We start from the raw sequence: 24,070 nt of genomic DNA on the forward strand, positions 1-24,070 counted from the left end.
TTACCAGTAAAGCGAGAGTCGAGTGAAAATGCAAGAGAATAGGTATTTAAATTTGTTATAGACGGTTATTAAATTGCAGGCTTTCCAACAGTAATAGCTTTGTCCATTCCGTGCCACGCTTCAAGTGGGGCTGGTTTCCCGTACAAATACCCTTGGAAAAGAGTAAAGCCCATATCAACAAGTAGGTTAAGCTGTGCTTGCGTTTCTACTCCTTCAGCAATGGTCTGCATATCAAGGCTTTTTGCCAACTCTATCGTCATTTGAACAATCTTGCGGTGGCGATCTGAGCTATCTATACGATCAATAAACTCTCTATCAACTTTTAACACCGATGCTGACATATCGATAAGTTGTGACAGTGATGCGTGGCCAGTACCAAAGTCATCAATAATAATAGTCGCGCCCACATTGGCCAATGAAGTTAGCCTGCGCTTCGTTTCTTGGTGGCTCGCTAATACCGAGGTTTCTGTTAACTCCAGCTTCAAGCGCTCTCGTAAAAAGGCGCTTTCTGAATATCGGCGCAGTAACTTTTCGTAGAATAAATCACTGAGTAGTTCTGGGCCTGACAAATTTATGGCCACGGGAACGGGGGGAATACTGCTTGGCCAATTTTCAATAAGCTCAATGGTGTTATCAAGCACTTTTTGGGTGAAGAGAATATGCCAGTTGTTTTTTTCAATCACAGGAAGAAACTGATAGGGGTGAAGTATTTTATTCTCTTCATCATCTTTGAGCCTAGCCAGTACTTCAAAACCTACAATTGCATTATCAATGGAAACCTGAGGTTGAAGCCATAATGCTAAACAGCGGTTGTCGAGTAATCGCTTCACCTTGTCTCTGTGTTGCGTGTCTTTACGAATAAGCTTTACTACATTGCTATCAAATTGGCTGAAATCTTTGTCGCTACTAGCTTGGCTTAGGGCAATAGCACAAGACTCAGTAACCTGAGAAGGCGACTGGGGGGTGGTAACATGTACAAAACCGCCCAGCCAGTTTAATGGTTGAGACAGCTTGACGAGATTGTCATCAATCTGAATAGCGCAGGGAAGCTTCTCCCGAAGCCAAGCATTAAAGTCTTTGGACTGGTGCGAGTCGTGTTGACATGAAACCAGAAATCTAGCGCCAGGTAAGCGATACACGCTCACCGATGCGGGCAGTGCGCTTTGTATCTGCGCTGCACATCGTGCCATTGCTTTGTCACCTTGGGTATAACCATACTGCAAATTAATGTCACGCAAATTCGCCAGTTTAAGCATGACCGCCTGCGTGTTTGCGGGTACCGGCTGATTAACACTGCTATTCCAATAATGATGGTTTCGCAAACCTGTGAGCTCATCATAATAATGCTTTTCAAAATGCTGTCGTTTAAATGCGTCGAACTTACGGTCATGTTCCGTTGCCTCAGATACATCGAAGCAATGGATTAATTGTTTTTTGTGAAGCTGAAGGCTGGCAGATTGAAGCTCGAAGGTGGCGTGTGGATTGCCCGTTATATGTGTTTTTTGTCGATGACCAGCACTAAGTGGCTTATTTAGCTCAAAAAGTTGATGAATATATTGGCAGGGTTCCGGTAATTGAGTAATCAGTTTTCGGGCGCTTTTGTTAGCTTGTAATATCTTCCCTTGTTGATCACAAAACAAAGAAGGGGTGCCGCCGTTGTTAAAGATTTCTTGATAGCGACTCACAAGCTTTTCCATCTTTTTCGTTTGCTTCAAGTTTAACGATGATTGACTTTCCAATGATGTCATCACGCGAATGACGGCCATGGGAAGGCAAAAATTGAAAAACATGAATATTAACGAACTCAAATAGGTGTGAGTGTCAGGTAAGGTGATGTCGATACCGAAAAGTGGGGCTATTGGCTCGTTGTTGATTAAAACCGCAAAAGGAATGAGGTTTACAAACATACCAATCATTGCGGCTTTATTGCCGTAAAATAGCCGCAAAATAATGGGAAGCGTGAAGAAAAATAACAAGCCGTAGCGAGCGGAAGCAATATCAATCGTGAAGAACAGTATGCACAGTCCTGCTAACACAATGGTGAGGGTAAGGCTGGCTGATGCGAGTTTTATTTGTCCTTTACGAAGCCCCAAGGTGGCGTAAAGTAACGCTGAAAAGCCAATGGTAAGGTATAGAACATAGTACATACCTTCTTGATAGGCAGCATAAGAAGAGTGCAGCACAATGGCTGAGGTTAGGGTAACGCCGATAAGCAGGATAATTCGCAGCACGCTAAGCTTCCATGTATCAGCGTCTGGGGCGCGAACATGCTCTGCATCGAGAAGAAGATAACGTTTGAGTAAAGTACTGCAACGATTAAACACTACAAATAACCGAGTAATTATTCTGTCATCAACGTTATCTCAGGCTAGGCTATTTGTCGAGAATATTGTTTTAAATTACTGATAATTATTAACAATTTTCTATTTTTGTTAACAGGGTGCGCGCTAAAGTGTTAGCGCGCCACGACATTGCTAGATATTTAGCGTGAACACTTTAGAGTTACGCTGAAAGTTATAAAGCTCTTTTTTCACTTGAGGTAAGGCACTAATATCTGCGTGTTCAAAACCTTGCTCTAAGAACCAGTGCGCGGTCACTGTGGTAAGTACGAATACACGATTGATATCTGCTTCGCGGGCTCGTATCTTAACTTCATCTAAAATGCGCTCACCACGGTTTTTACCGCGATAATCAGGATGGGTAGCCACACACGCTAATTCAGCGCAACCATCTTCGGGGTAAAGATAAAGCGCCGCACACGCGATGATCATACCGTCGCGAACAATTACAATAAACTGGTTAATTTCACTTTCTAGTCGTTCACGAGAGCGTTTTACCAACACGCCGCTTTCTTCTAGCGGTTTAATGAGCTTTAAGATGCCGCCCACATCATCAATAGTTGCTGCGCGAAGCTGTTCGTAGTGATGTTCCATCACCAACGAGCCTGTACCATCACGGGTAAAGAGTTCTTGCAGCAATGCGCCGTCTTTCTCGTAACTAATGCAGTGCGCGCGAGGTACGCCAGCAGCCACGCTGGTGGTGAGTGCACGTAATACAGTATCTTCGGTGGTGATATTGCCACTCATAATAAGCTGTTCTAACTGAGGGCGCTCAATAGTGCGAAGTAGCTTGTCTTCGCTATTGTAAATACCGTCGAAGTTAGAGAAAACAATAAGCTTGTCTGCTTTAAGGGCAATGGCTGCTTGGGTGGCTACATCTTCATGGGAAAGGTTAAAGACTTCCCCTGTAGCGGAATACCCCATAGGGGAGAGCAGCACAATTGAGCCATCGTTGAGGTGGTCGTTAATACCGGTGGTATCAATACGACGCACCATACCGGTATTTTCAAAATCAATACCGTTTCTCACACCCATAGGCTTAGCAACCACCAAATTACCTGAGCACACGCGAATTTGTGCGCCGTGCATCGGTGAATTGGGTAGCCCCATGGTAAGTAAGGCTTCTACCTGTGAGCGCACAGAGCCTGCGGCATCTTTAACGCACTCTAGGGTTTGCTTATCGGTAATACGCACGCCATTTTCAAATCGACCTTCAATATTGCGAAGGGCAACACGTTGATCAATTTGCGGGCGTGCACCATGCACCACTACCACGCGAACACCTAAGGTGTTCAGCAGAGCAATGTCATGAATAATATTGGGGAAGTTAGGATGTTCAATGGCTTCGCCACCGAACATCAAAACAAAGGTTTTCCCTTGATGAGCATTGATATACGGCAGTGAACTTCTAAAAAGTTTAACGCCGTCATGATGTGCAAGCACCATGTTACTACCCTTGCTTATCTAGGTTTTCTAGCTCTTGATACAGTGCTTTTGTCACTGTTTCTTTGCTAGTGCCGCCTAATATGTTGCGTTGGTTCACGCCGTACTCTAATTGCAATACGGTATAAACATCATCTTCAATTTTATCGCAAACCGCTTGTAAGCTTGCCAAAGGTAAGTCTTCAATCGCGCAGCCTGCTTCAATGGCTTCTAGTACCACTTTACCGGCAATGTCATGACCGGTTCTAAACGGAATACCTTTACCTACTAGGTAGTCGGCAAGTTCAGTGGCGTTAGCAAAACCTTGTGTGGCAGCTTCGCGGCAACGGTCTTCATTAAGCTGCAATGAATCAAGCACCTCGGTAGCAATACATAAGCAAATATGCCATTGGTTTACCGTATCGATAGCGCCTTCTTTGTCTTCTTGCATATCCTTGTTGTAGGCAAGAGGAAGACCCTTCATGGTCACAAGCAAGGCTTGAAGTGAACCGAATACACGGCCACATTTACCGCGCATAAGCTCTAATGCATCGGGGTTTTTCTTTTGCGGCATTAGCGACGAACCAGAGGTTACGCTATCGCCAAGCTGCAAGAAGCCCGCTTCACCAGAGTTATAAAAAATCATGTCTTCAGCTACGCGAGACAAATGCATCATGCTGGTGCTAGCAACGAACAAAAGCTCTAACACGAAGTCTCTGTCTGAAACCGCATCAAGGCTGTTTAAGCATGGCGAGTCAAAGCCTAACTCTTCAGCAATAGCGTGGCGGTCAACCGGATAGGTTGTACCCGCTAATGCACCAGAGCCCAATGGACACTGGTTCATGCGTACTTTTAAATCGTCCAGACGGCTTAAATCGCGCTTAAACATTTCGACATACGCTAAGCACCAGTGTGCAAAGTGAATAGGCTGAGCACGTTGCAAGTGGGTGTAACCAGGAATAATCGCTTCCTGGTGACGACTTGCGGCATTAAGGAGTGAGCGAATAACGGCTACAACATCATTACGAAGTGAAGCAATATGCTCACGTACCCATAATCGGAAATCTGTAGCTACCTGATCGTTACGGCTTCTACCCGTATGTAATTTACGACCAATATCACCAAGCTGCTCAATAAGCGCAGACTCAACAAAACTATGAATATCTTCTTCGCTAGATGCGTTAAAGTCTAGTTCACCCGCGTCAGCTTTCGCTTTTAAGTCGCTAAGTGCACCTTCAAGTTGTGCTTGTTCGTCTGTGGTTAGTACGCCTGCTTTTTGCAGTGCACGAGACCAGCTAATAGAGCCTTGAATATCTTGGCTTGCCATCACTTGGTCAAACGGCAACGAATCGTTAACCTGCTTGAACATGCTACTAGCGCCTGATTCGAATCGACCACCCCACAATGCCATGTGTTACTCCTTAACCTTGATTTTTCAATGCAGAAATACGACTTGAAAGACTGAACAGGCGAATAAAGCCTTCAGCGTGTTTTTGGTCGTAAACATCATCTGCACCAAAGGTAGCAAAATCTTCAGAGTATAGGCTGTTTGGTGAACGACGTTGAGTAACGGTCGCCTGACCTTTATAAAGCTTCACTACGATGTCGCCAGTCACTTTCTTAGCGAAAGATTCAGCGCCCGCTAGCAAGGCATCGTTTAAGGCTGTGAACCAACGGCCGTCGTACATTACGTGCGAGAATTCTAGGCCAATTTGTTCGCGGTACTTAAGCGCAGCTTTATCAAGCACCATGGTTTCAAGGGCTTTGTAAGCTTTAAGCATTACCGTGCCTCCTGGTGTTTCATAACAACCACGAGACTTCATGCCAACCAAACGGTTTTCAACAATATCGATACGGCCAACACCATGTGCAGCAGCAACTGTGTTTAGCTTAACCAATGCTTGGTAAGGCGATAAAGCTTCACCGTCAACGTGAGTAAGTTCACCTTCGTTAAATGAAAGCGTTACGCGCTCTGGCGCATCTGGTGCATCTTCTGGATCAACTGTCATGGTCCAGATTTGCTTAGTAGGCTCTTGCCATGGATCTTCTAATTCCCCACCTTCGTGAGAAATATGCCATGCGTTTGCATCGCGACTGTAAATTTTGGTGGCAGAGGCTGTGGTTTCGATATTACGTTCAGCTAAGTAAGCTAATAAGTCTTCACGAGATACCATGTCCCATTCACGCCATGGCGCAATTACAGTAAGCTGTGGTGCAAGGGCCGCAAACGTACTTTCAAAACGTACTTGGTCGTTACCTTTACCGGTACAACCGTGACAAAGTGCATCTGCACCTACTTTAAGGGCAATTTCTACCTGCGCTTTAGCAATAACAGGGCGCGCCATAGACGTACCAAGTAGGTATTCACCTTCGTATACCGCACCGGTTTTGATGGTAGGGTAGATGTATTCGCGTACGAACTCTTCTTTCAAGTCAACGATATGACATTCGCTAGCACCAGAAGCAATGGCTTTCTCGTGTAAGCCTTCAAGCTCTTCATCGCCTTGGCCAACATCGGCCGCAAAGGCAACAACTTCACAGTCGTAGTTTTCTTTAAGCCATGGAATGATGGCTGAAGTGTCAAGGCCGCCTGAATAGGCGAGTACGATTTTCTTTACGTTTTGCATCTAAAAGAGTCCTCTTAGGCACTTAATAATTGAGTGAGAATGGCGTTTTGGCCATGCATTCTATTTTCGGCTTGCTGCATTAACAACGATTTATCGCTATCAATCAACGAACCTGTAATTTCTAGGTCGCGGTGTGCTGGTTGGCAGTGCATAACATAGCTTGCACCGGTAGATTCCATCAGCGCCTCGTTAACCTGATAAGGCATAAATTTCGCTTTAATATCAGCCAAAGGCGTTTCGTCACCCATCGACAACCAGGTATCAGCGTAGATCACATCGGCGCCGTTTGCAGCGCTAACGTCATGGCTTTCAACAATGGTCGCGCCAGTTTGTTCGGCAAGCTTTTTAGCGTGCGCGACTATCTCGGCATCACATTCGTGACCTTCAGGGGTAACCACTACTTGATTGCAGCCTAATAACGCACCTGCAATTAACAAAGAGTGAGTGACATTATTGCCATCACCAATGTAAGCCATGGTAATGCCTTGGGTCTTACCAAAGCGTTCAAAGACGGTAAGGTAATCGGCTAATGCCTGGCACGGGTGATATTTATCGCACAGTGCGTTCACGACAGGCACTTTAGAGGCAAGAGAAAACTGCTCTAAGGTATTGTGAGAAAAAACACGGGCCACAATAGCATCTGCCCAGCATGCTAAATTAGCTGCCATGTCAACCGCGTCTTCACGACCAGCAAGTTTTCCACCTTGGCTATCAAGATACACCATGTGGCCGCCTAAGCGGTTAATGCCAATATCGAAGCTGACACGGGTACGCAAAGATGGCTTTTCAAACAAGGCGACTACCGATTTTCCGGCTAATACATTGCTGTAGCTTGAAGGTGATTGTTTAATTTCAACAGCCAAATTCAACAACTTATGCATTGCTTCGGGTGTCCAATTGGAAAAAGTCAGTAGGTCTTGTTTCATAATGCGTCTCCTAGTACGCCATGTTCCGGTGCTTGCGATGTAGGTAATACCTGCGTGCCCGTATTCTTATTCAAAATGTCAGTAATGTCAGCCGTCCAGCTAGCAATGTAAACAGGGAATCCGAGGGTATTGGCAGACTGCAGTGCGGCGTCTACCTTAACTTTCATACCATCAGTAATTACTCCAGCTTGTGCAAGCTCGGCAATGGAGTCTTGATTAAGCACTTCTATCAGTTGCTTATCAGCATCAAGTACCCCGTCAACGTTCGATAGCAACAGCAATTCAGCGTCAAGCAGCTCTGCAACCACTGTCGCGGCTTGGTCGGCGTTGATATTCAACAAGCGACCTTCAGGGCTGCTGCCAATTGAGCTTATTATTGGTAACGTGGCTTGCGCTAGCGCACTCTTAAGGAAAGTGGCATCGGCAGTTGAAGGAATACCTACAGCGCCATACTTCTCAGCCATCGGTTGGCACACTACCATATTGCCATCAAGTAAAGAAAGGCCGACGGGCGTTAATCCTGAGGCAATCGCCGCAGCACATAATTGTTTGTTTGCAGCGCCGGCTAACGCACCACAGATGTAAGGCATATGTTCATCAGGGGTTACCCGAAGGCCATCTATTTTGGTGCTTGCCAAGCCTAAACTTGCCATTAGTGTTTCAACCAAAGGGCCGCCACCGTGAACCACGGCAACAGGGCGCGATTCGCTGACTTGTTTTATACTTAAAAATAGCTTTTGCATTGCGGCAGCGTCATCTAGCAACGCGCCACCTACTTTAATTACAACGGGTGAACTGTTCATTATTGCACGAGTCCTGTTTCAACCGGCTGCGCAGTCATAATATTAAGGCATTGAATCGCCTGTGATGCGGCCCCTTTCATGACATTATCGATAGCTGCCGTCACTACTGCATAACCTGATGTTTCATCAAGCTTCCAGTGTAAATCAACAAAAGGCGTATGCGCCACATCGTCAATTTTAGGGAAACTTGAACGTAATCTTACTAAAGGTGCATTACTATAAGCTTCGGTAAAGGCGGTATGTAATTGAGCGCTGGTCACGCCCTTATTTAGTTTAACCGTAACCGTTGCAAGTATGCCCCGTTTGAAGTTACCTAAATGAGGGGTGAATATAACCGGCGTAGCTAAATAAGCTTCAATTTCTGGCGTATGGCGATGACCTAGTACACCATAAGCTTGCAAGCTAACTTCATAGAAACTTGACGTTAGGCTGGCTTTTCTACCGGCTCCGGATACACCCGATACGGCATTGATCACAGGGCGGACCGCGTCATCCAGTAAGCCATTAGCTGCCAAAGGTTTTAGCGCTGATAAACTCGCAGTAGGGTAGCAGCCAGGTACTGCAATAATATCTGCTTGTGCAATATCATCTTCGTACCATTCAGCCAACCCATATACCGCTTCTTGCAGACTCGCCTTCGCGGTATGAGGGAAACCATAAAACTGCTCAAAAACTTCGGTGTCTTTAATTCTAAACGCACCAGATAAATCTAGTATTTTTGCTTTGCCCGCAGACAAGGTTTCCATCCAGTCGTGACTAGCTTCATGAGGGGTCGCCAACAACACAAAATCCATTTCCGTTGCCAGCTCTACTAATATGTCATTGCTAATAGGCGTCAACGAATAGTTGAGGTGGGCTAGGTTGCCATGAAGTGCCGCAATATTTTTACCCGCATCAGCACTATTTTCTGAGACGTAAGTCCCCTCAAGCGACAAAGCAGGATGTTGATGAACTAATTGAACTAGCTGTGCGCCGGTGTAACCACTGGCACCAATAATCGATACGTTATACATAATGAGAAATTCAATAAATGGAGAAAAAAATCACTTTTTACCTTTGTAAACTGATTTGGCGAAATTACTTGCCTAACCGCTACCACATTACAAAGGTAAAAAGTGTGCTACCGAAAAAGCATATTCGCAGACATTCGTTGTCGCAAGCAATGCAATGTGCAGCTATCCAGGGGAGAGGTTAACTCATTGACGTTCCCAGTATTGCTACCACGAACGAGAGTTGGTTGTGTCATCGGTGCTTCCTGTGTCTGTATCAACCCTAAAAATGGGTTGGATGCCTTAACCGTCGCCTAGTTTACTTATATGGAATATTTATGCAATAAAAATGTATAAATATTTTAAGTTTTTGGTGCCACAGATGTCGCATTAAATAGCTGGGTAGGAGTTTTATCTATAGTAGCCACTGAGATATGACATAATGTTGACAATTGAGTGTATAAAACTGAATATTTATACTAATTATCGCATAAATCGGCGATGATATGGATTAACCATGGTTAAACAAACGACAGTTGGAATTTCTAAGTATGAGTAAACTTACCGTTGCGCTGGTAGCTCACGATCATAAAAAGCCCGAATTACTAGCATGGGTTAATAATCACATCGAAATAATGAAGCAGTGTGACCTAGTGGCAACTGGCACTACGGGTGGGCTAATCAGTGACGAAACTGGATTAGAAGTAAAACGGTTTAAAAGTGGTCCACTTGGTGGCGATCAGCAAATTGGTGCATTAATCGCTGAAAACAGACTCGATGCGCTGTTTTTCTTTTGGGACCCGTTAAACGCAGCTCCTCACGACCCTGACGTTCGCGCGCTATTGCGATTATGTTCAGTGTGGAATGTGCCAGTGGCATGTACGCCAGCTACCGCTGATTTAATGGTAACGTCACCGCTTTTCTTATCGTCTGAGTACAAGCCAATTAAGCCTAATTTTTAAGCGTGGCGGCGCTAGCCGCCGCTTACATCACTTAAGCACCTAGCTTTTAAACACAAAGCTCTTAAATACATAAAACTCTCATACGTTAGCTACCCAAGGCTAGCGCAACCCTTAGCCACTTACTTGGCGACGTACAAATTCATAAACGTCACTAGCAGCGGTTGAGGACGTCTCGCCATCAGCCTCATCTACCATTAGACTATTTTCATCGGTGGTTTCGGTGGGTGCATTGCCATTTATTATTTGTTTACCTGCGTCCCATAAATTATTTGAGATACTCTTACCGGTAAGCCCCTCTACAGTGAGGTCAACGGCGTTATAAAGTAGTCCACCGAGACCGCCATATAAGAAACTGCCCGCCATACTGGATGCCGCTGCAATATGGCTTGATGTCGTCGCCTCATAAATATCAGACACAACCGGTAAATGGTTCACAATGTTGAGTGTGTCAAAACCGTCTTGCAGCCCCAATCCATCCTCACCAAATGCTGATGTCATCATGCTATCGAACATCGAGGTTGTTGGCAGGTCGGTTTCCGTACTAGCTGCTTCAACCGTAGTTGAAGGCGCAGTGCTGCTTGATGACTGCGCTGCGGTGTCGGTTGAAGACGTTGATGCTGCCGCAGTAAGCGCCGCGAAAACATTATTTTGCAGGGCACCAAGCAATTGATTTTGCATTAGGCTAATGGCGTCATCAGTGACAAGGTTCGATAACAAGCTGGTATCAAATTGACTTGTGCTAGTACTGCTTTGTGAACTTGACGTTTCTGACGTTTCGTCATTGCTGGCTTCTTCATTTGACAACAAAGCGGCAAACATAGACGGCAAAGACTGGCTAGTCGTTGCCGCTTCCTCTGCCGTATTGGAGGTGGAATTTCCCCCCGCTGACGGCACTGCTGAAAGCAGCGAATTTATCGTGCCTTGTGTAGATGTTTCAATGGCCATAACTCCCCCATACCCGCAGGCATATCATTGTTTTGTAAAGGTTTTGCAAAGTTACTAAAGAACGTATTTCGTGTTGAAATTATTCGTTTAAACTTGCTCCTGTTCGGGTCATGGATGGCACTTAAACAACATTATTTTTTATTTCCTTCAGAGCACATTATGAAAAATCGATGCCAGAAAGTGTTTCTTGCCCTTATCTTTACAATGACCGGTTGCGCCCAGACGGTTTCACAAGAAGAAGAAGTGGTGGCAAGCAGTCCAACCAATCCAAAAGTAGAGCAACGCGCTATATCGCCCACCTCTGATGAACCTGCACCAGGCGATCCTACTTATGCACCGCCGCGGGCTTATTCTGTTGAACAAGTTCGTATCCCTAGCGGATCTTTGTTTAACCCAGAGCTGGCCATGGGGTTATATCAGCGCCATAGCCAGTACAAAGTTGGCGATATGATTTTAATAAAACTGGATGAGACCACCCAGTCTGAGAAGTCACTTGATTACAACCAAGACAAGAACAGCACCTTTGATATAGAACCTTTAACTGTGCGGGTAGGTGGAATTCAAATTGAAGGCGATGATCTTGAAGTTGACCATGAGCAAGACAGCGAATTTACCAGTTCGGCCCAATCAAGCCAGTCAAACTCATTGCAAGGAAGTATAACGGTTTACGTTACCGCCATTACGCCAGCTGGAAACCTGCTGGTCACCGGGGAAAAGTGGATAACCATGAATAAAGGGAAAGAATATATTCGTTTTTCAGGTGAAGTACGAAAGCAAGATGTTGATGAAAGTAATACGGTGGTGTCGTCAAAAGTGGGCAACGCACTCATTGAATATAGCGGCACCGGTGATTTGCAGAAGAATCAAGAGCGCTCTGTAATAGATAAACTGTTCGCAATATTCGGTTAGTAGGTGAAAAGCATGAAAGGCTACCTTTGTCTGGGTATAGCAATATTAACTATGTGGCACGGCACTGCCATGGCCATATGGGTACAAGGTGAAGCAAGTCTCAATTTTACCGGTGCAGACTTAGATTCTGTTCGCCCTACGGTAATTAAAAATGCTATTGCCGATGCGTCTTATAAGAGCGGAAGTGTTATTGCCGCCGAAGATGTTCTAATCAATGGGCTGATACTTAGCAGCAAAGCCGAGCTTCGTACCGCGGGTCGAATACAGCGGGTTGAAATCATTAGCGAAAGCGTTCAAGACAATGTGCTATCGGTAGTAGTAAATGTTAATTTAACGCCTTTGTTTGATTGTGAACCCAATCGTTTTCAAAAGCGTTTGCTGGTGACCCACTTCGCCTTACTCGATTCACGGCAGGCGGCCACAGGCGGTATTTATAATATTGGTAAACACATCACGCAACGATTCGCGCAGCAACTGAAAAACACTGCAGATACGCCTAATGTCATGCAAATATCACAGGCCATGACAAACGCCGATATGTGGTCTGCCGAAGCGCTCTCAGGGGTAGAGTTGCAACAAAAATCTACTTACTTACGTGATACCTATGGTCAGCAATTCGCACTATTCGGCTACATAAAAGATGTAAGCTTGTTTGAGCAGATAGCGCAAAGTGAGTCATTTTTTGACAGCGACGAGGTGGCGGTTAGGCGCAACTTTACCCTTCAAGTGTTTGTGTTAGATACCTTCAGGCAACGCATCATTTATAACGACAGTTATCACAGTGAAGCAGACTGGGGGTTCGAAAATACCTATCAAGTTGATACTAACAACAGCTTGTTTTGGCGCAGTGAGTACGGGCGAATGGTGTTGAATACAGTAAATGCAGCGGTAACCGATATCTCTGCCGCCATTACCTGCGAGCCCACTTTTGCGCGGGTGGTTAATACGAGTAATCAGCAGTTGATCGTCGATTTAGGTGTTGCCCAAGGTATTCGTAAAGATGACAGCTTTCAGCTATATAAACAGCAGTCATTACCGGTGCTTTTATCACCCACTAAGAGCGTTATGTTGCCAGTAGAAAATGGGCGATTTGCTATTACCCATTTAGGTGATGAAGTGAGTGTGTTAAAGGTCGAAGGCGCTGAATCTGCGGTTCACTTGTACGACATTGTTTCGCCAGTACAAAAAAAAGACGCAAACTAAAGGTTTGCGTCTTTGCTTACGTTCCATGTTGTTATCTGTTTCTAGCCAATAGGGTTAGTTATCGCTAAACAAACGGCGAAGCGCGTCTATGTTTTCGCGCTTTTGCTGCATCTCGGCTTGCTGTACATCGGTAAGTACTGCAAACGTGGCTTGTTTGTGAGTAATGTCTTCTATCGCTGCGTTAACGAGATCATCTTTATATTCAGCATAAAGGGCATCCCACGCAGATTCAGAGAAATTGCCACTTCTTACAAGGGCTCTTTCAGCGTCTCTGTGTGCATCCAATGTAGCTCTACGTTGTAAGCGGGTTTCACGATAAGCGGCATTTAAGGTTTCTAGTGATGCTATCTGCTCGTCAGTCAATTTCAGTTCTTCAAACGGTAGGCGAGGGCCTCTTGGTGGCTGGCCTCGCATAGCGCCTCTGTCAGCACCTCTATTAGCCCCTCTTCTCGGGCCGTGGGCAGTTTCTCGTTTGGATCCTCGCTTAGCTTCAAGCTCGGTTATCATATTGCGTTGCGACTCAGAAAGCAGGTTGTAAATCTGACTGCGAAGTTCGGCAATAGCAAAATGTTGCGATTGTTGTGTCGCCATTCTAGTTTCAACTAGGCTACGAATTTCACTTTCCGAAAGGCTGGCGAAACCGGGCTTATCTGGTCTCTCTGAGGGCGCGTCTGGCCGTTCGTGATTGGCCTTAAACGCGGTTACAAGGTTTTTCACCTCATCTATTTGCTCTGAAGAAAGAGAAAGGCGACTCAACGTTTTGATCATTTCCATCCCAGGAGCATGATCACGCATTTTGGGGCCTTGAGTGGCCGCATTTACGTTTTGGGCTAGGGTAAAGGTGGTAGCTAATAACCCAGCAATGAGGATTGAATTCACGGGCGTCTCCTTTGTATTCGCACACCAGAAGCTTACTCACTCTGGGGGCAAAAGCAGTCAACGCAGTGTAAAGCTTGTGTAAAGTTTGAACCATACGCAGATTCTATCGGTCACAAAGTTTATCATTTCCATCGTTTGTGTTTGGGAATGGCTAGGTAGCTGCTCATTGTGTTTCCTAGTTTTACAACGCAGCGCGCAGTATTTAACCGTTGTCATTCCTCTATGCATTATACTTGGGTATCCAAAAGATGAATCAAGCCGTCGTAGGTTTCAAAAACATGAGTTCAGAGTTTCATTTACAGTCCATTCTTATTATCGATGATGATAATGAACTAACTGACATGCTAGCCACCTATCTATCCAGTATGGGGTATCAAATTCAGGTCAGTAATGACGGGCAGGCAGGGTTGGCGGAAGCGACGGCCGGTGGTCATTATGATCTCATTCTGCTTGATGTCATGATGCCTAAAATGGATGGCTTCGATGTACTTAAGAAACTAAGAGTGAGCCATGCTACACCAGTACTTATGTTAACGGCGCGCGGTGACGATTACGACCGCATTCTAGGGTTAGAGCTAGGTGCTGACGATTACTTGCCAAAGCCATTTAATCATAGAGAGCTGGTGGCGCGAATTAAAGCAATTTTCCGAAGACTGGCATTGACCAACAGCGGTGGTACCATTGAGCAAGACTTGATTGTGAATGAGTTATTTTTAAGTAGTAGTAGCCAGGTCGCCAAAGTGGGCGAGGTTGAAATGACCCTGACCAGTACAGAGTTCTCTATTCTTCGGTTGCTTATGCTGAACACAGGTAGTCGAGTGACGAAAGAAGAAATTAGTTTGAAGGTATTAGGTAAATCTCTTCAAGCGTTTGATAGAAGTATCGATATGCACGTAAGTAACTTACGCAAAAAAATAGCCGCAATTAGTAATATCGAAAAAATTAAAACCATCCGCGGTGTGGGTTATATGTTGCTACCCGGTCAATGACGTTTCTTCGTAAAATAAACCCTGCCCGCGCCATTATGGGGCGCTTGTTTTTATGGTTTTGGGCTACCTTTATTGTTACTGCTGTACTTGCTGTGTGGGGCAGTCGGTTTTTCTTCGAAGAACTTCAAGTAAATAGTGCCACGCCGAAAGAATTGCAACAGCTAGAACGTGTATTAAGTGGCATTACGAGTGACCGTGCTATGCAAGCCCCCCTTCGGGCTGTTTTAGATAGAAACGGCCGAGCAGGACGAGGCAGGGCTATTGCAGTTGATGTTGACTCAGGTCGTGTGATTGCCGCGGGTGGTCCGCCGTTACGTGAAGATGATAGGCGTGATGTACAAAGAATCATCGATCAAAAAGTGCCCATCACGCTAAATCGGGGCGCCCTAAAAATAACCGGCCCCATGTTCTTTGAACGTGACGGTAAACGTTTTGCATTGTTTTCCGCTAAATTAGAAGCGCCAGGTGAAAACTCCCCTCCCTTCGTCCTCTTTCTTTGTATTGCCTTAGTAACAACGACCTTACTGTCTTGGCTATTTGCAAAATCACTTACTCGACCTATTCTTCGGCTGCAAAAATCAGCGCGTTTATTATCTACGGGTAATTGGGAAGCGAGAATTGATAACACTGACAAGCGACAGGATGAACTTGGTCAATTAGGTCGTGATTTCAATTCAATGGCCAATCAACTAGAGAAAATGTGGAGCGGACAAAAGCGGCTATTGGCTGATATTTCTCACGAGCTTCGTTCTCCCCTTGCTCGATTACAAATGGCACTTGGCTTGGCACATCAGCAAAATGTTGACCCCGCTTCGCTAGCTCGTATTGAACGAGAAGCTGAGCGTATGGAGGCCTTAGTCACGCAATTGCTAGAACTGAGTCGCGCTGAAAATGGGGTAACCAACTTCTCTTCCTACTCTTTATCTCTGTTGTTTCGCGATATCTTTACCGATGGACAGTTTGAGGCCGCGAACAGTAATAAAGCCCTCGATATAGATGAAATACCCAAGTTGACTGTATTAGTAGACCAAGTATTACTTTGCCGTGCGGTAGAGAATGTATTACGTAATGCCATTCGCCACAGCGCATACTTAACAACGGTTGAGTTTACAGTTACTGAAACCGAGTGGTCAGTGACCATATGTGACGACGGTGAAGGTTTATCAAGTGAAGAGTGCGAGCGGGTATTTGCCCCTTTTTATCGTGCAACCCTAGCCCGAGAAAGAGCTTCTGGAGGGGTAGGCTTGGGCTTATCCATTGCAAAAGCTGCCGTACAATTGCATCATGGCGTAATAAAAGCAGTGACAAGAGATGAAGGTGGCCTAAGCGTCACACTATCCTTCCCTCGTAAGTTAGAAAACACTTAACTAACGCGCATAGCTTCGCATTGCCCTGTCGCGTTCAAGTCATCACTGCCTCACTATTCTATTAGGATATGCCTCTATGAGCTGGACGTTTACGTCGGAGCAAGATTTAGCTTCAACCTTTGCCACTGCAATCAATCCTTTTTGGCAAACCTCCGTCACCTTTGGCGAATTTGTTGGTAAAGATAATGTTGATGTGCGCTACGCGTGGTGCATACCAGAAAAAACCAAATCCACGGTAGTGATCAGTTCCGGACGTATCGAGTCGTACTTAAAATACAAAGAACTCATTTTCGATTTGTACCAAAATGGCTTTGCGGTGTTCATTCTTGATCACCGTGGTCAAGGGTTATCGGGCCGTATGACTCACGACCCTCAACATGGATACGTGGCGGATTTCGCTGATTATGTGGAAGATTTAATTACTTTCGTAAATGATATTGTAATACCACGCCAACAGGGCGAATTGCAGTTACTTTGCCATTCTATGGGCGGTGCAATTGGCGCACTAACCCTATTGAAAGCCCCTAATTTGTTCGACAAAGCCGTACTTGCATCACCCATGTTTGGTATTAAACCGGCGTTACCCAATTGGTTGGCTAATTGTCTTATTAGTGTAGGGCTTAGAATTAATAAAATTAAAAAGCGTGAGTCGGGTTATTTCTTCGGGCAAACGCCTTATATCGCATTTCCTTATGCCCTGAATAAGCTTACGCATAGTAAAAGCCGCTACAGCTTGTTTCGTCAACTTTATGATGAAGAACGCCAAATACAACTCGGGGGTGTAACAACCGAATGGTTACGTGCAGCGCAAGCCGCGATGAATACCATTGAACTCAATGCGGCTTCGATTACTACGCGCTCACTAATCTTAAGTGCAGAAGGCGACAGTATTATTGAGAATAAACGCCAACGTCGTGTGGCAGCTAAGTTCCCCAATGCTCAGGTAGAAATTATTCCTGTGGCGTATCATGAAGTGCTTACCGAATCAGACGATATTCGTGATGCTGCACTTTCTACTGTATTTGATTTTCTAAGCGCGTAAAATAGCGCGAATGGGCGATGAGCGCCCATTCGTTATCGCCATTTAAAATCGTGGCAATTTAGCATTTCTACAGTGAGCCAGCATGTTAGACATCGTACTTTACCAGCCAGAAATTCCCCCCAATACGGGAAATATCATCCGCTTATGCGCAAATAGCGGCTTCATGCTGCATTTAATTGAGCCTTTAGGGTTTGAGTGGGACGATAAGCGTGTACGTAGGGCAGGGTTGGACTATCACGAGTTTGCGCATGTTAAGCGCCATGCTTCGCTAGATGCTTACATTGAAAGTGAAAAACCGAGCCGAATCTTTGCTTGTACTACCAAAGGCAAAGCATTTCACAGCGATGCACAATATAAAAAAGGTGATGCCTTATTGTTTGGGCCAGAGACCAGAGGCTTACCCGACGATGTGATTGATGCGCTTCCGCCTGAACAGCGAGTACGTATTCCCATGCTACCCGACAGCAGAAGCATGAATTTATCGAATGCAGTATCGGTATTTGTGTATGAAAGCTGGCGTCAGTTAGGTTACGACGGCGCACGCTAGACATAAAAAAACGCGCAGTGTTGAAGCTGCGCGTTTTGTTTTACGTGGTTTAGCTAGCCAAACTAGCCTTCGTTTTTGAGATCGCGACCGAGTAAGGTTAATGCGGCCTCTTTTGGCGATTTACCGTGATAAAGTACAGCGTAAATCTGCTCGCAAATCGGCATTTCAACACCTACTTTATGCGATAACACATGTACTTCTTCTGTGTTGCGATAGCCTTCTACCACTTGCCCAATTTCTTCAATCGCCGTGTCGACAGATTTACCTTGCCCTAAGGCTAAGCCAAATCGACGATTACGTGATTGGTTATCGGTACAGGTTAGTACTAAGTCGCCAAGGCCAGCCATGCCCATAAAGGTTTCTGGCTGCGCACCCAGCTTCACGCCAAGGCGGGTAAGCTCTGCAAGACCACGGGTAATCAATGCCGTACGAGCATTGGCACCAAAACCTAAACCATCGGCTAATCCAGCGCCTATGGCAATCACGTTTTTTACCGCACCGCCTAATTGAACGCCGGTGAAATCAGGGTTTTTGTAAACCCTAAACGATTTTGCACAATGCAGCTTAGCGGCAAATTCGTCAGCAAAGGTTTCGTCAGTGGATGACAATGAAATAGCGGTAGGTAAGCCCGCCACCATTTCTTTCGCAAACGTGGGCCCTGATAACACGGCTAGTGGATACGACGTACCCAGAATTTCTTCTGCCACTTCTCGTAGTAGGCGACCGGTCTTAGGTTCAAGCCCTTTGGTTGCCCAGATTATTCTATGGATAGGCTGCAACAAAGGCTTAATGCTTTGAAGCATTGCAGCAAAGCCGTGGCTTGGCACTACCACAAGAATATCTTGGCTAGCGGCAATGACGGTTTCTAAATCGGCGTCTACATTAAGCGCATCAGGGAAGGTCGCGCCTGGCAAATAGCGAGCGTTTTCTCTGCTAGAAGCAAGTGCTTCCATGTGCTTTTCGTCGCGCCCCCATAATAAGGTGGGGTTACCATTTCTGGCTAAACAAAAAGCAAGGGCGGTGCCATACGACCCCGCCCCTAATACTGAAACCGAATTCGGGTTCATCATAATGGTGCTTACGCGTCCATCTTAGGCGCTTCGCCTTGTGCCTGCTGTGCACGCTTTTGAACGTAAGCAGCGAAGATAGCGTCGAAGTTAACTGGCGCTAAGTTCAGTGGAGGGAAAGTTCCACGGTTCACAAGGTTTGAAATCGTTTCACGAGCATACGGGAAAAGCATGTTCGGGCAGAATGAACCTAGCGTATGCGCTTTGTTCTGATCTGGCATTTCGCCAATAGCAAAAATACCGGCTTGCTGAACTTCACACAAGAAGGCTGTTTCTTCGCCAAGTGTAGCGGTAACGGTTACTGACAACACAACTTCGTAAACGTTTTCGTCTAGTTTGTTTGTGCTAGTGTCAATATCTAGTTTAATTTCTGGCTTCCACTCTTTTGTGAAAATAGCCGGCGCATTTGGCGATTCAAAAGAGATATCTTTAGTGAAGATACGCTGAATGTTGAATTGAGGGGCTTGCGCTTGGTCGCCTGCTGCGGCGCCATTGGTAGTCTGATTATCGTCAGCCATGATATTTCCTGTTTAATTGTCGTTTTATTTTGATGTATTGCGTTGCTTTACGCGCTGACGCGTTATGCTAACCCAAGCATAGGATTTAGTTTTTGCTGTGCTTCTAGTGCCATCATGTCATCACAGCCGCCTACGTGCTTATCGTCGATGAAAATTTGAGGCACTGTCCAACCGCCATTTGCGCGTTCAATCATTACATCACGCAATTCTGGCTGAACATCAATAGGGTACTCTTGAAACTCAACACCTTTCTGTGCGAGAAGTGCTTTAGCACGATGGCAGTATGGGCAATGGCCCTTGGTGTAAATCTCTACTTTACTCACTATGATCACCTATTATTTTGAAATCGGTAAACTTGCACTTTGCCACGCGTTCATGCCGCCTTTAAGCACTTTCACATTAGTGAAGCCCGCTTTTGACATCGCACCAGCTGTACCACGAGCTTGATTGCCCATGGCGCATACAACGATAATGGGTTTATCTTTGCTGTTTTCAAGCTTAGCGAAGTTTTTCTCGCGCAATTCTTCTGGTTTTATTTGCTTAGCACCTAAAATGTGCCCCGCTTTAAAGTCTTTCGTCGCGCGAGTATCGAAGACAACCGCATCGTCTTTATTCATTAATAAAGTGGCTTCGTGTGTATTTACTTCTTTGATTGAAGAGGTAAGCGTTGAAATGTAGCTAAACACCAACATGCCCACCAAAGCAACCCATACACCAGCAAGTACAATATTATCGCTGGCAAACGCTATTAGCTGATCCATTACTTCAAACCTTGTCTACAGACCATAAAAAGAGTGCAAAGTATATAGAAAAACGGGCGAGAAACCACCCTGCAATAGACAAGCGTCTATTGTAATTGTGTGCGGTACAATAGCTGCTTGATATTACAACCAAATTGCACTGGGATTTAATCTAGCCCTCAGATACACTGATACGCTAACTATCACCATGATTGTGGGTAAATTCTGCAATCTGTTTTTACCATTAATATACCGCCAAAGGCTGCTATTACCTTTTTATGTTTACTCAACGCTTTTGCTCAATTGTATGTTTACTGGCTGCCATATTCGGCATGGGCATAGTCTCATCAACCGTGTCGGCGCAAGATGTTAGCCAAGAGAAGCTGGCAGAACTGCAAGTTGAATTAAGAGCGCGTCAGCAGGTTTTAGAAAATAACAAGGCTAGCGCACAAGAACTTGAGCAAGTACTCAAGCGCTCAGAGCTTGAAATAGCGAAAGTGGCAAAAGCCTTGGCGCAAAACAAACAGCAATTAAATAGTGTGTTAGCGGAAGAAGGAGCGCTTGTTGAAGAGCAAGAAGGCTTAAAAGAAGCCATTCGCCAGCAACAGTCCTTACTTTCAAGTCAGTTGAAAAGTGCCTTTATGGCAGGGCATTACGACTACGCTAAAATGTTATTCTATCAAGAAGACGCCCGTAATTTCGAACGGGTCATTACGTACTATAAGTATTTGGCAAAAGCCCGTCAGCAAGAAATTACTCGATTCAGAGACAATGTAGCTCGCCTTGAAGCGGTAACCGAAGAACTGGCTGAAAAAGCGGAATCTCTGCTCTCCCTTCGCAAGACACAAGAAAGTCAGCGCGGCGTGTTGTTAACTCGCCAAGACGATAGAAAGCAAACCTTAGCCAAACTTAATAAAACTATCGCCAGTGAAAGCGGACGTATTGCCACCTTGCAGGCAAATGAAAAAGCGCTACTAGACGCTATTGAAGCCGCCCGTATTGCCGCCGAGCGGGCTGCGGCTAGAGCCAAGGTATCGTTGGATGGGTTAGCCAAATTAAAGGGGAAGTTGCTAGTGCCTGTTGAAGGTCACATACGTAAACTCTTTGGCAACCGCAGACAAGGGCAAGTGCGCTGGAAAGGCATTATTATTGATGGTTCAGAAGGCGAGGCCGTTAAAAGCGTGGCATCGGGCAAAGTACTTTATGCTGACTGGCTTCGCGGGTTTGGTTTAGTGGCCATTGTCGATCATGGCGAAGGTTACATGAGTGTTTACGGACACAACCAAGCATTGTTGAAACAAGCTGGTGACGATATTCTTTCTGGTGAAAGTATTGCTTTGGTAGGAAGAAGCGGCGGACAAGATTACCCTAATTTGTATTTTGAAATACGCCATAAGGGAAAAGCGTTAAATCCCACCGCTTGGTTTAATTGATTTCGTAACTACTAGAGCTTGTCTTTACTTATCGCACCGACTCAAGCTCGTCTTTTGATGTACCCAAAAAACGCAAGCCAAAGCGAATCCAGAGCGTATTCAAAAGCGCAGTGATAAAAGTTAAACCTCAATGCCCGAACGGATTATACCGTTATTGAAAAAGTGGAATTGTCAGGTAAGTTCGACGCTTCTTGTTGTTGTGGAGGGGGCGGTGGTTTGCCGATACCCGCTAATTCGGCAATATTTTTACCTTCAAAGCCTGCACTGTTTAACGCGGTATTCAACGACTTACTTGGCTCGATACCTGCCTCTTTGAATTGCTCTACAATGGAAGCCGCATCTTCGCTTGATAAGTTTTCTGGATCGTAAGATGACAAGATAGCGCTGACAGATTCTTTTTGTGTATCACTAAGTGCTTGGCCTTCAGGGCGAGGCGGCATGCCAGCTTGAATAGCTGAGCTGTTTACAGAAGAAATCATAATTACTCCACAATAAATAGTATACGTTGTAACCTTATCGACTATTAAAGCTGAAATTGAGCCACTTGGTCACTCTTTACGCAACCTTTACACACTAAGAAGGGCTTAGCAGTGCTTGTTTCCTTTTTGTAAATTGGTATGCTGCACTAATGCTGGTTCAGTGAAACCAATATGCATTCACACTTTTTTATCTGGCTTGGCTTCTATCTTAATTAGCCTAGTTGTTAGTATCAGCAGTGCGCGTGGAAATAATAAAATCAATAATGGAAGTGAATAAACGTAGATGAAGGTGCTTTGGCGTCTGTGTATTTTATCGTTAATGATAATGACGAGTTTTACGAGTCATGCTGCTGCGTCAGCGACTATCCCGGTAAAGCCTCGCGTTATTATAATTCTCGATGATCTGGGGTACAGAAAGTCAGATATGGCGGCCTTTGCGCTTCCCAGTGAAGTTACCTTTTCCATTTTACCGCAAACCCCTCTTGCACAAACTATTTCACGTAAAGCCGAGCAACAAGGCCGCGCGGTCATGTTACACATGCCAATGCAATCAACCAGTGGCAAAGCCATGGGCCCGCTAGGTTTATCTACCGATATGTATCCTGCTGCCATTACTCATACGCTAAGAGCAGCACTTAAAAGTGTGCCAAATGCGGTGGGGGTTAATAATCACATGGGTAGTGCATTTACGGTTAAAGAACCCGCCATGCAGACCATTATGGAAGAGATAAAGCGCCAAGGGCTTTTCTTTGTAGATAGTAGAACCAGTGTAAATACCACAGCGCAACAAGTTGCAGATAGAGTGGGGGTGCCTAACGCGAGCCGGCAAGTGTTCCTTGATAATGACCGCTCGGTAGCATCACTTAATAAGCAGTTTGAATACACAAAACGATTAGCTAAACGAAATGGCACCGTTGTGGTTATTGCACACCCCTATCCAGAAACCATTACCTTTTTAGCACACACTTTGCCTAGCCTCGTTAACGAGGGAATTGCTTTGGCATCGGTAAATGATTACTTCGCGGAAGCGGCAGATACTTCCACTGGTGTCTCTAATAGCAGCTTGGCAAAAGGAGTTCATCGAAAGCCGCTGTCAGAGTCTGAAGCGGCTGCGCCTAATGAATAGCCCTTGTTAGTTTCATTGAAGTAATTAGCTCTACTTCTTTCCCTTTCTCCGTGATCAGCGCGTCAATAGTATTACCTTTAACAATCAGGCGCTTACCAGATTAAATATTCACATATGACATTTTGTTCTGTTAAAGATTGAAAATATCATAGGGGAAAGTTTCGCATTCCCCTTAAAATGTTATATTATAACGTCTCTGGCAGAGTTACTCTGCGGTTACAGTGCGCGTGCAGCTATTGTTCTGACTAAAGCGTGTACAGTGACGAGTTTTAAAGTTTTTGATGTTGCAAAGGTACAGTAAATGAATCCGGTAGAAGACAATCCGACAAAATTAGACAGACTTGGCATTTGGGTGTCGAGCTTGTGTGCGTTGCATTGCCTAGCGTTGCCTGTTGTTGTGCCTTTATTACCACTTATTGGTTCTTCGTTTTTTGCACAAGTTTGGTTTGAGCGGACCATATTAACCATTTCGTTAATTATTGGTGCGGTTGCACTTATCGGCGGGGCCACTCGCTATCACGGTCGTTATTATCCGTTGGCATTGTTGTTTACCGGTGGTGCAATTTACTGGAACAAGAACATGTTTGGTGAAGCCTACGAACCGTTCACCATCGCTGTGGGAGCCTTACTTATTGTGGCAGGGCATTGGGTTAACATGCGTTTATGCCGTCAATGTAAGTGCTGTAAAGAAACGGTATTTTCTAATCACTTATCTACCGAAGTAGAATAGTCTAAATTCCTCGTTAATTTTCTGACGT

Annotated in this window: 24 protein-coding genes; 10 read left to right on the forward strand and 14 right to left on the reverse strand. The window is 45.2% G+C overall.

Translation table 11 applies throughout. From position 1 onward, the window contains the following. Positions 1 to 68: 68 nt before the first annotated feature. The 7 genes from AVL57_RS02135 to argC form a co-directional block, all read right to left on the reverse strand. Positions 69 to 2,324, reverse strand: coding sequence for an EAL domain-containing protein (locus AVL57_RS02135; protein ID WP_057794339.1), 2,256 nt, complete (start codon positions 2,322 to 2,324; stop codon positions 69 to 71). A gap of 150 nt (positions 2,325 to 2,474) precedes the next feature. Beyond that, positions 2,475 to 3,785 carry an amino-acid N-acetyltransferase gene (argA, locus tag AVL57_RS02140; protein WP_057794337.1) on the reverse strand — a complete coding sequence of 437 codons (1,311 nt, stop codon included), beginning with the start codon at positions 3,783 to 3,785 and terminating at the stop codon, positions 2,475 to 2,477. A gap of 4 nt (positions 3,786 to 3,789) precedes the next feature. Next, positions 3,790 to 5,172, reverse strand: a complete 1,383-nt coding sequence (gene argH, locus AVL57_RS02145) for an argininosuccinate lyase (RefSeq protein WP_057794335.1) — start codon at positions 5,170 to 5,172, stop codon at positions 3,790 to 3,792. A 10-nt stretch (positions 5,173 to 5,182) separates the two neighbouring features. Further along, positions 5,183 to 6,388 carry an argininosuccinate synthase gene (locus AVL57_RS02150; protein WP_061093569.1) on the reverse strand — a complete coding sequence of 402 codons (1,206 nt, stop codon included), beginning with the start codon at positions 6,386 to 6,388 and terminating at the stop codon, positions 5,183 to 5,185. A 14-nt stretch (positions 6,389 to 6,402) separates the two neighbouring features. Beyond that, the gene (locus AVL57_RS02155) at positions 6,403 to 7,314 is read right to left on the reverse strand and encodes an ornithine carbamoyltransferase (protein ID WP_057794330.1); all 912 of its coding nucleotides are present in this window, start codon (positions 7,312 to 7,314) and stop codon (positions 6,403 to 6,405) included. Next, complete coding sequence (gene argB / locus AVL57_RS02160; protein WP_057794328.1) at positions 7,311 to 8,117, reverse strand: acetylglutamate kinase; 807 nt, start codon at positions 8,115 to 8,117, stop codon at positions 7,311 to 7,313. The genes AVL57_RS02155 and argB overlap by 4 nt, the downstream gene beginning before the upstream one ends. Beyond that, positions 8,117 to 9,130: an N-acetyl-gamma-glutamyl-phosphate reductase gene (gene argC, locus AVL57_RS02165; RefSeq protein ID WP_057794326.1), complete on the reverse strand. Its 1,014-nt coding sequence runs from the start codon at positions 9,128 to 9,130 to the stop codon at positions 8,117 to 8,119. The genes argB and argC overlap by 1 nt, the downstream gene beginning before the upstream one ends. A gap of 527 nt (positions 9,131 to 9,657) precedes the next feature. Between argC and AVL57_RS02170 the strand changes: the two genes are divergently transcribed. Further along, positions 9,658 to 10,068 carry a methylglyoxal synthase gene (locus AVL57_RS02170; protein ID WP_057794324.1) on the forward strand — a complete coding sequence of 137 codons (411 nt, stop codon included), beginning with the start codon at positions 9,658 to 9,660 and terminating at the stop codon, positions 10,066 to 10,068. Between the two features lie 111 nt (positions 10,069 to 10,179). Here AVL57_RS02170 and AVL57_RS02175 read toward each other — a convergent pair whose 3' ends face one another. Then, the gene (locus AVL57_RS02175; RefSeq protein ID WP_057794322.1) at positions 10,180 to 11,013 is read right to left on the reverse strand and encodes a hypothetical protein; all 834 of its coding nucleotides are present in this window, start codon (positions 11,011 to 11,013) and stop codon (positions 10,180 to 10,182) included. 159 nt (positions 11,014 to 11,172) lie between these two features. Here AVL57_RS02175 and AVL57_RS02180 point away from each other — a divergent pair, with 159 nt between their 5' ends. Further along, entirely contained in the window at positions 11,173 to 11,922 is a 750-nt protein-coding gene (locus tag AVL57_RS02180; protein WP_057796404.1) for a flagellar basal body L-ring protein FlgH, read from the forward strand. Between the two features lie 12 nt (positions 11,923 to 11,934). Beyond that, positions 11,935 to 13,125, forward strand: a complete 1,191-nt coding sequence (locus AVL57_RS02185) for a flagellar assembly protein T N-terminal domain-containing protein (protein WP_057794320.1) — start codon at positions 11,935 to 11,937, stop codon at positions 13,123 to 13,125. Positions 13,126 to 13,179: 54 nt separating this feature from the next. Here the strand turns inward: AVL57_RS02185 and AVL57_RS02190 are convergent, their stop codons facing one another. Further along, positions 13,180 to 14,004, reverse strand: a complete 825-nt coding sequence (locus AVL57_RS02190; RefSeq protein ID WP_057794318.1) for a Spy/CpxP family protein refolding chaperone — start codon at positions 14,002 to 14,004, stop codon at positions 13,180 to 13,182. A gap of 248 nt (positions 14,005 to 14,252) precedes the next feature. Here AVL57_RS02190 and AVL57_RS02195 point away from each other — a divergent pair, with 248 nt between their 5' ends. The 4 genes from AVL57_RS02195 (at position 14,253) to trmL (ending at position 17,949) form a co-directional block, all read left to right on the forward strand. Next, positions 14,253 to 14,993 (forward strand): response regulator transcription factor, encoded by a 741-nt coding sequence (locus AVL57_RS02195; protein ID WP_057794316.1) that lies wholly within the window; start codon positions 14,253 to 14,255, stop codon positions 14,991 to 14,993. Then, positions 14,990 to 16,360: an ATP-binding protein gene (locus tag AVL57_RS02200; protein ID WP_057794314.1), complete on the forward strand. Its 1,371-nt coding sequence runs from the start codon at positions 14,990 to 14,992 to the stop codon at positions 16,358 to 16,360. The genes AVL57_RS02195 and AVL57_RS02200 overlap by 4 nt, the downstream gene beginning before the upstream one ends. Before the next feature lie 76 nt (positions 16,361 to 16,436). Beyond that, the gene (locus AVL57_RS02205) at positions 16,437 to 17,402 is read left to right on the forward strand and encodes an alpha/beta fold hydrolase (RefSeq protein ID WP_057794312.1); all 966 of its coding nucleotides are present in this window, start codon (positions 16,437 to 16,439) and stop codon (positions 17,400 to 17,402) included. Between the two features lie 82 nt (positions 17,403 to 17,484). Continuing rightward, positions 17,485 to 17,949 carry a tRNA (uridine(34)/cytosine(34)/5-carboxymethylaminomethyluridine(34)-2'-O)-methyltransferase TrmL gene (trmL, locus tag AVL57_RS02210; protein ID WP_013785635.1) on the forward strand — a complete coding sequence of 155 codons (465 nt, stop codon included), beginning with the start codon at positions 17,485 to 17,487 and terminating at the stop codon, positions 17,947 to 17,949. Between the two features lie 62 nt (positions 17,950 to 18,011). On the opposite strand, the gene gpsA is transcribed toward trmL, so the two are convergent. The 4 genes from gpsA to AVL57_RS02230 form a co-directional block, all read right to left on the reverse strand. Then, the gene (gpsA, locus tag AVL57_RS02215; protein WP_057796402.1) at positions 18,012 to 19,016 is read right to left on the reverse strand and encodes an NAD(P)H-dependent glycerol-3-phosphate dehydrogenase; all 1,005 of its coding nucleotides are present in this window, start codon (positions 19,014 to 19,016) and stop codon (positions 18,012 to 18,014) included. A gap of 11 nt (positions 19,017 to 19,027) precedes the next feature. Continuing rightward, positions 19,028 to 19,534 (reverse strand): protein-export chaperone SecB, encoded by a 507-nt coding sequence (secB, locus tag AVL57_RS02220; RefSeq protein ID WP_013785633.1) that lies wholly within the window; start codon positions 19,532 to 19,534, stop codon positions 19,028 to 19,030. Between the two features lie 62 nt (positions 19,535 to 19,596). After that, complete coding sequence (gene grxC, locus AVL57_RS02225) at positions 19,597 to 19,857, reverse strand: glutaredoxin 3 (RefSeq protein ID WP_013785632.1); 261 nt, start codon at positions 19,855 to 19,857, stop codon at positions 19,597 to 19,599. Between the two features lie 12 nt (positions 19,858 to 19,869). Further along, complete coding sequence (locus AVL57_RS02230; RefSeq protein WP_057794310.1) at positions 19,870 to 20,295, reverse strand: rhodanese-like domain-containing protein; 426 nt, start codon at positions 20,293 to 20,295, stop codon at positions 19,870 to 19,872. Positions 20,296 to 20,606: 311 nt separating this feature from the next. On the opposite strand from AVL57_RS02230, the gene AVL57_RS02235 reads away from it, so the two are divergent. Continuing rightward, positions 20,607 to 21,707, forward strand: a complete 1,101-nt coding sequence (locus AVL57_RS02235) for a murein hydrolase activator EnvC family protein (RefSeq protein ID WP_376738716.1) — start codon at positions 20,607 to 20,609, stop codon at positions 21,705 to 21,707. 143 nt (positions 21,708 to 21,850) lie between these two features. On the opposite strand, the gene AVL57_RS02240 is transcribed toward AVL57_RS02235, so the two are convergent. Then, positions 21,851 to 22,186, reverse strand: a complete 336-nt coding sequence (locus tag AVL57_RS02240; RefSeq protein WP_057794306.1) for a hypothetical protein — start codon at positions 22,184 to 22,186, stop codon at positions 21,851 to 21,853. 325 nt (positions 22,187 to 22,511) lie between these two features. Here AVL57_RS02240 and AVL57_RS02245 point away from each other — a divergent pair, with 325 nt between their 5' ends. Beyond that, the gene (locus tag AVL57_RS02245; RefSeq protein ID WP_231751155.1) at positions 22,512 to 23,312 is read left to right on the forward strand and encodes a divergent polysaccharide deacetylase family protein; all 801 of its coding nucleotides are present in this window, start codon (positions 22,512 to 22,514) and stop codon (positions 23,310 to 23,312) included. Positions 23,313 to 23,613: 301 nt separating this feature from the next. Next, positions 23,614 to 24,042 (forward strand): MerC domain-containing protein, encoded by a 429-nt coding sequence (locus tag AVL57_RS02250; RefSeq protein WP_057794303.1) that lies wholly within the window; start codon positions 23,614 to 23,616, stop codon positions 24,040 to 24,042. The last annotated feature ends 28 nt before the right edge of the window (positions 24,043 to 24,070 follow it).

Origin of the sequence: Alteromonas stellipolaris (assembly GCF_001562115.1) — a bacterium.
GTDB lineage: Bacteria > Pseudomonadota > Gammaproteobacteria > Enterobacterales > Alteromonadaceae > Alteromonas > Alteromonas stellipolaris.

What these genes read in the sequence shown, in the direction of transcription:
- argA (WP_057794337.1), bottom strand. Translation starts at nt 3,785, where the DNA reads ATGGTGCTTGCACATCATGACGGCGTTAAACTTTTTAGAAGTTCACTG.
- argH (WP_057794335.1), bottom strand. Translation starts at nt 5,172, where the DNA reads ATGGCATTGTGGGGTGGTCGATTCGAATCAGGCGCTAGTAGCATGTTC.
- AVL57_RS02150 (WP_061093569.1), bottom strand. Translation starts at nt 6,388, where the DNA reads ATGCAAAACGTAAAGAAAATCGTACTCGCCTATTCAGGCGGCCTTGAC.
- AVL57_RS02155 (WP_057794330.1), bottom strand. Translation starts at nt 7,314, where the DNA reads ATGAAACAAGACCTACTGACTTTTTCCAATTGGACACCCGAAGCAATG.
- argB (WP_057794328.1), bottom strand. Translation starts at nt 8,117, where the DNA reads ATGAACAGTTCACCCGTTGTAATTAAAGTAGGTGGCGCGTTGCTAGAT.
- argC (WP_057794326.1), bottom strand. Translation starts at nt 9,130, where the DNA reads ATGTATAACGTATCGATTATTGGTGCCAGTGGTTACACCGGCGCACAG.
- AVL57_RS02170 (WP_057794324.1), top strand. Translation starts at nt 9,658, where the DNA reads ATGAGTAAACTTACCGTTGCGCTGGTAGCTCACGATCATAAAAAGCCC.
- AVL57_RS02175 (WP_057794322.1), bottom strand. Translation starts at nt 11,013, where the DNA reads ATGGCCATTGAAACATCTACACAAGGCACGATAAATTCGCTGCTTTCA.
- AVL57_RS02180 (WP_057796404.1), top strand. Translation starts at nt 11,173, where the DNA reads ATGAAAAATCGATGCCAGAAAGTGTTTCTTGCCCTTATCTTTACAATG.
- AVL57_RS02185 (WP_057794320.1), top strand. Translation starts at nt 11,935, where the DNA reads ATGAAAGGCTACCTTTGTCTGGGTATAGCAATATTAACTATGTGGCAC.
- AVL57_RS02195 (WP_057794316.1), top strand. Translation starts at nt 14,253, where the DNA reads ATGAATCAAGCCGTCGTAGGTTTCAAAAACATGAGTTCAGAGTTTCAT.
- AVL57_RS02200 (WP_057794314.1), top strand. Translation starts at nt 14,990, where the DNA reads ATGACGTTTCTTCGTAAAATAAACCCTGCCCGCGCCATTATGGGGCGC.
- AVL57_RS02205 (WP_057794312.1), top strand. Translation starts at nt 16,437, where the DNA reads ATGAGCTGGACGTTTACGTCGGAGCAAGATTTAGCTTCAACCTTTGCC.
- trmL (WP_013785635.1), top strand. Translation starts at nt 17,485, where the DNA reads ATGTTAGACATCGTACTTTACCAGCCAGAAATTCCCCCCAATACGGGA.
- gpsA (WP_057796402.1), bottom strand. Translation starts at nt 19,016, where the DNA reads ATGAACCCGAATTCGGTTTCAGTATTAGGGGCGGGGTCGTATGGCACC.
- secB (WP_013785633.1), bottom strand. Translation starts at nt 19,534, where the DNA reads ATGGCTGACGATAATCAGACTACCAATGGCGCCGCAGCAGGCGACCAA.
- AVL57_RS02230 (WP_057794310.1), bottom strand. Translation starts at nt 20,295, where the DNA reads ATGGATCAGCTAATAGCGTTTGCCAGCGATAATATTGTACTTGCTGGT.
- AVL57_RS02235 (WP_376738716.1), top strand. Translation starts at nt 20,607, where the DNA reads ATGGGCATAGTCTCATCAACCGTGTCGGCGCAAGATGTTAGCCAAGAG.
- AVL57_RS02240 (WP_057794306.1), bottom strand. Translation starts at nt 22,186, where the DNA reads ATGATTTCTTCTGTAAACAGCTCAGCTATTCAAGCTGGCATGCCGCCT.
- AVL57_RS02245 (WP_231751155.1), top strand. Translation starts at nt 22,512, where the DNA reads ATGACGAGTTTTACGAGTCATGCTGCTGCGTCAGCGACTATCCCGGTA.
- AVL57_RS02250 (WP_057794303.1), top strand. Translation starts at nt 23,614, where the DNA reads ATGAATCCGGTAGAAGACAATCCGACAAAATTAGACAGACTTGGCATT.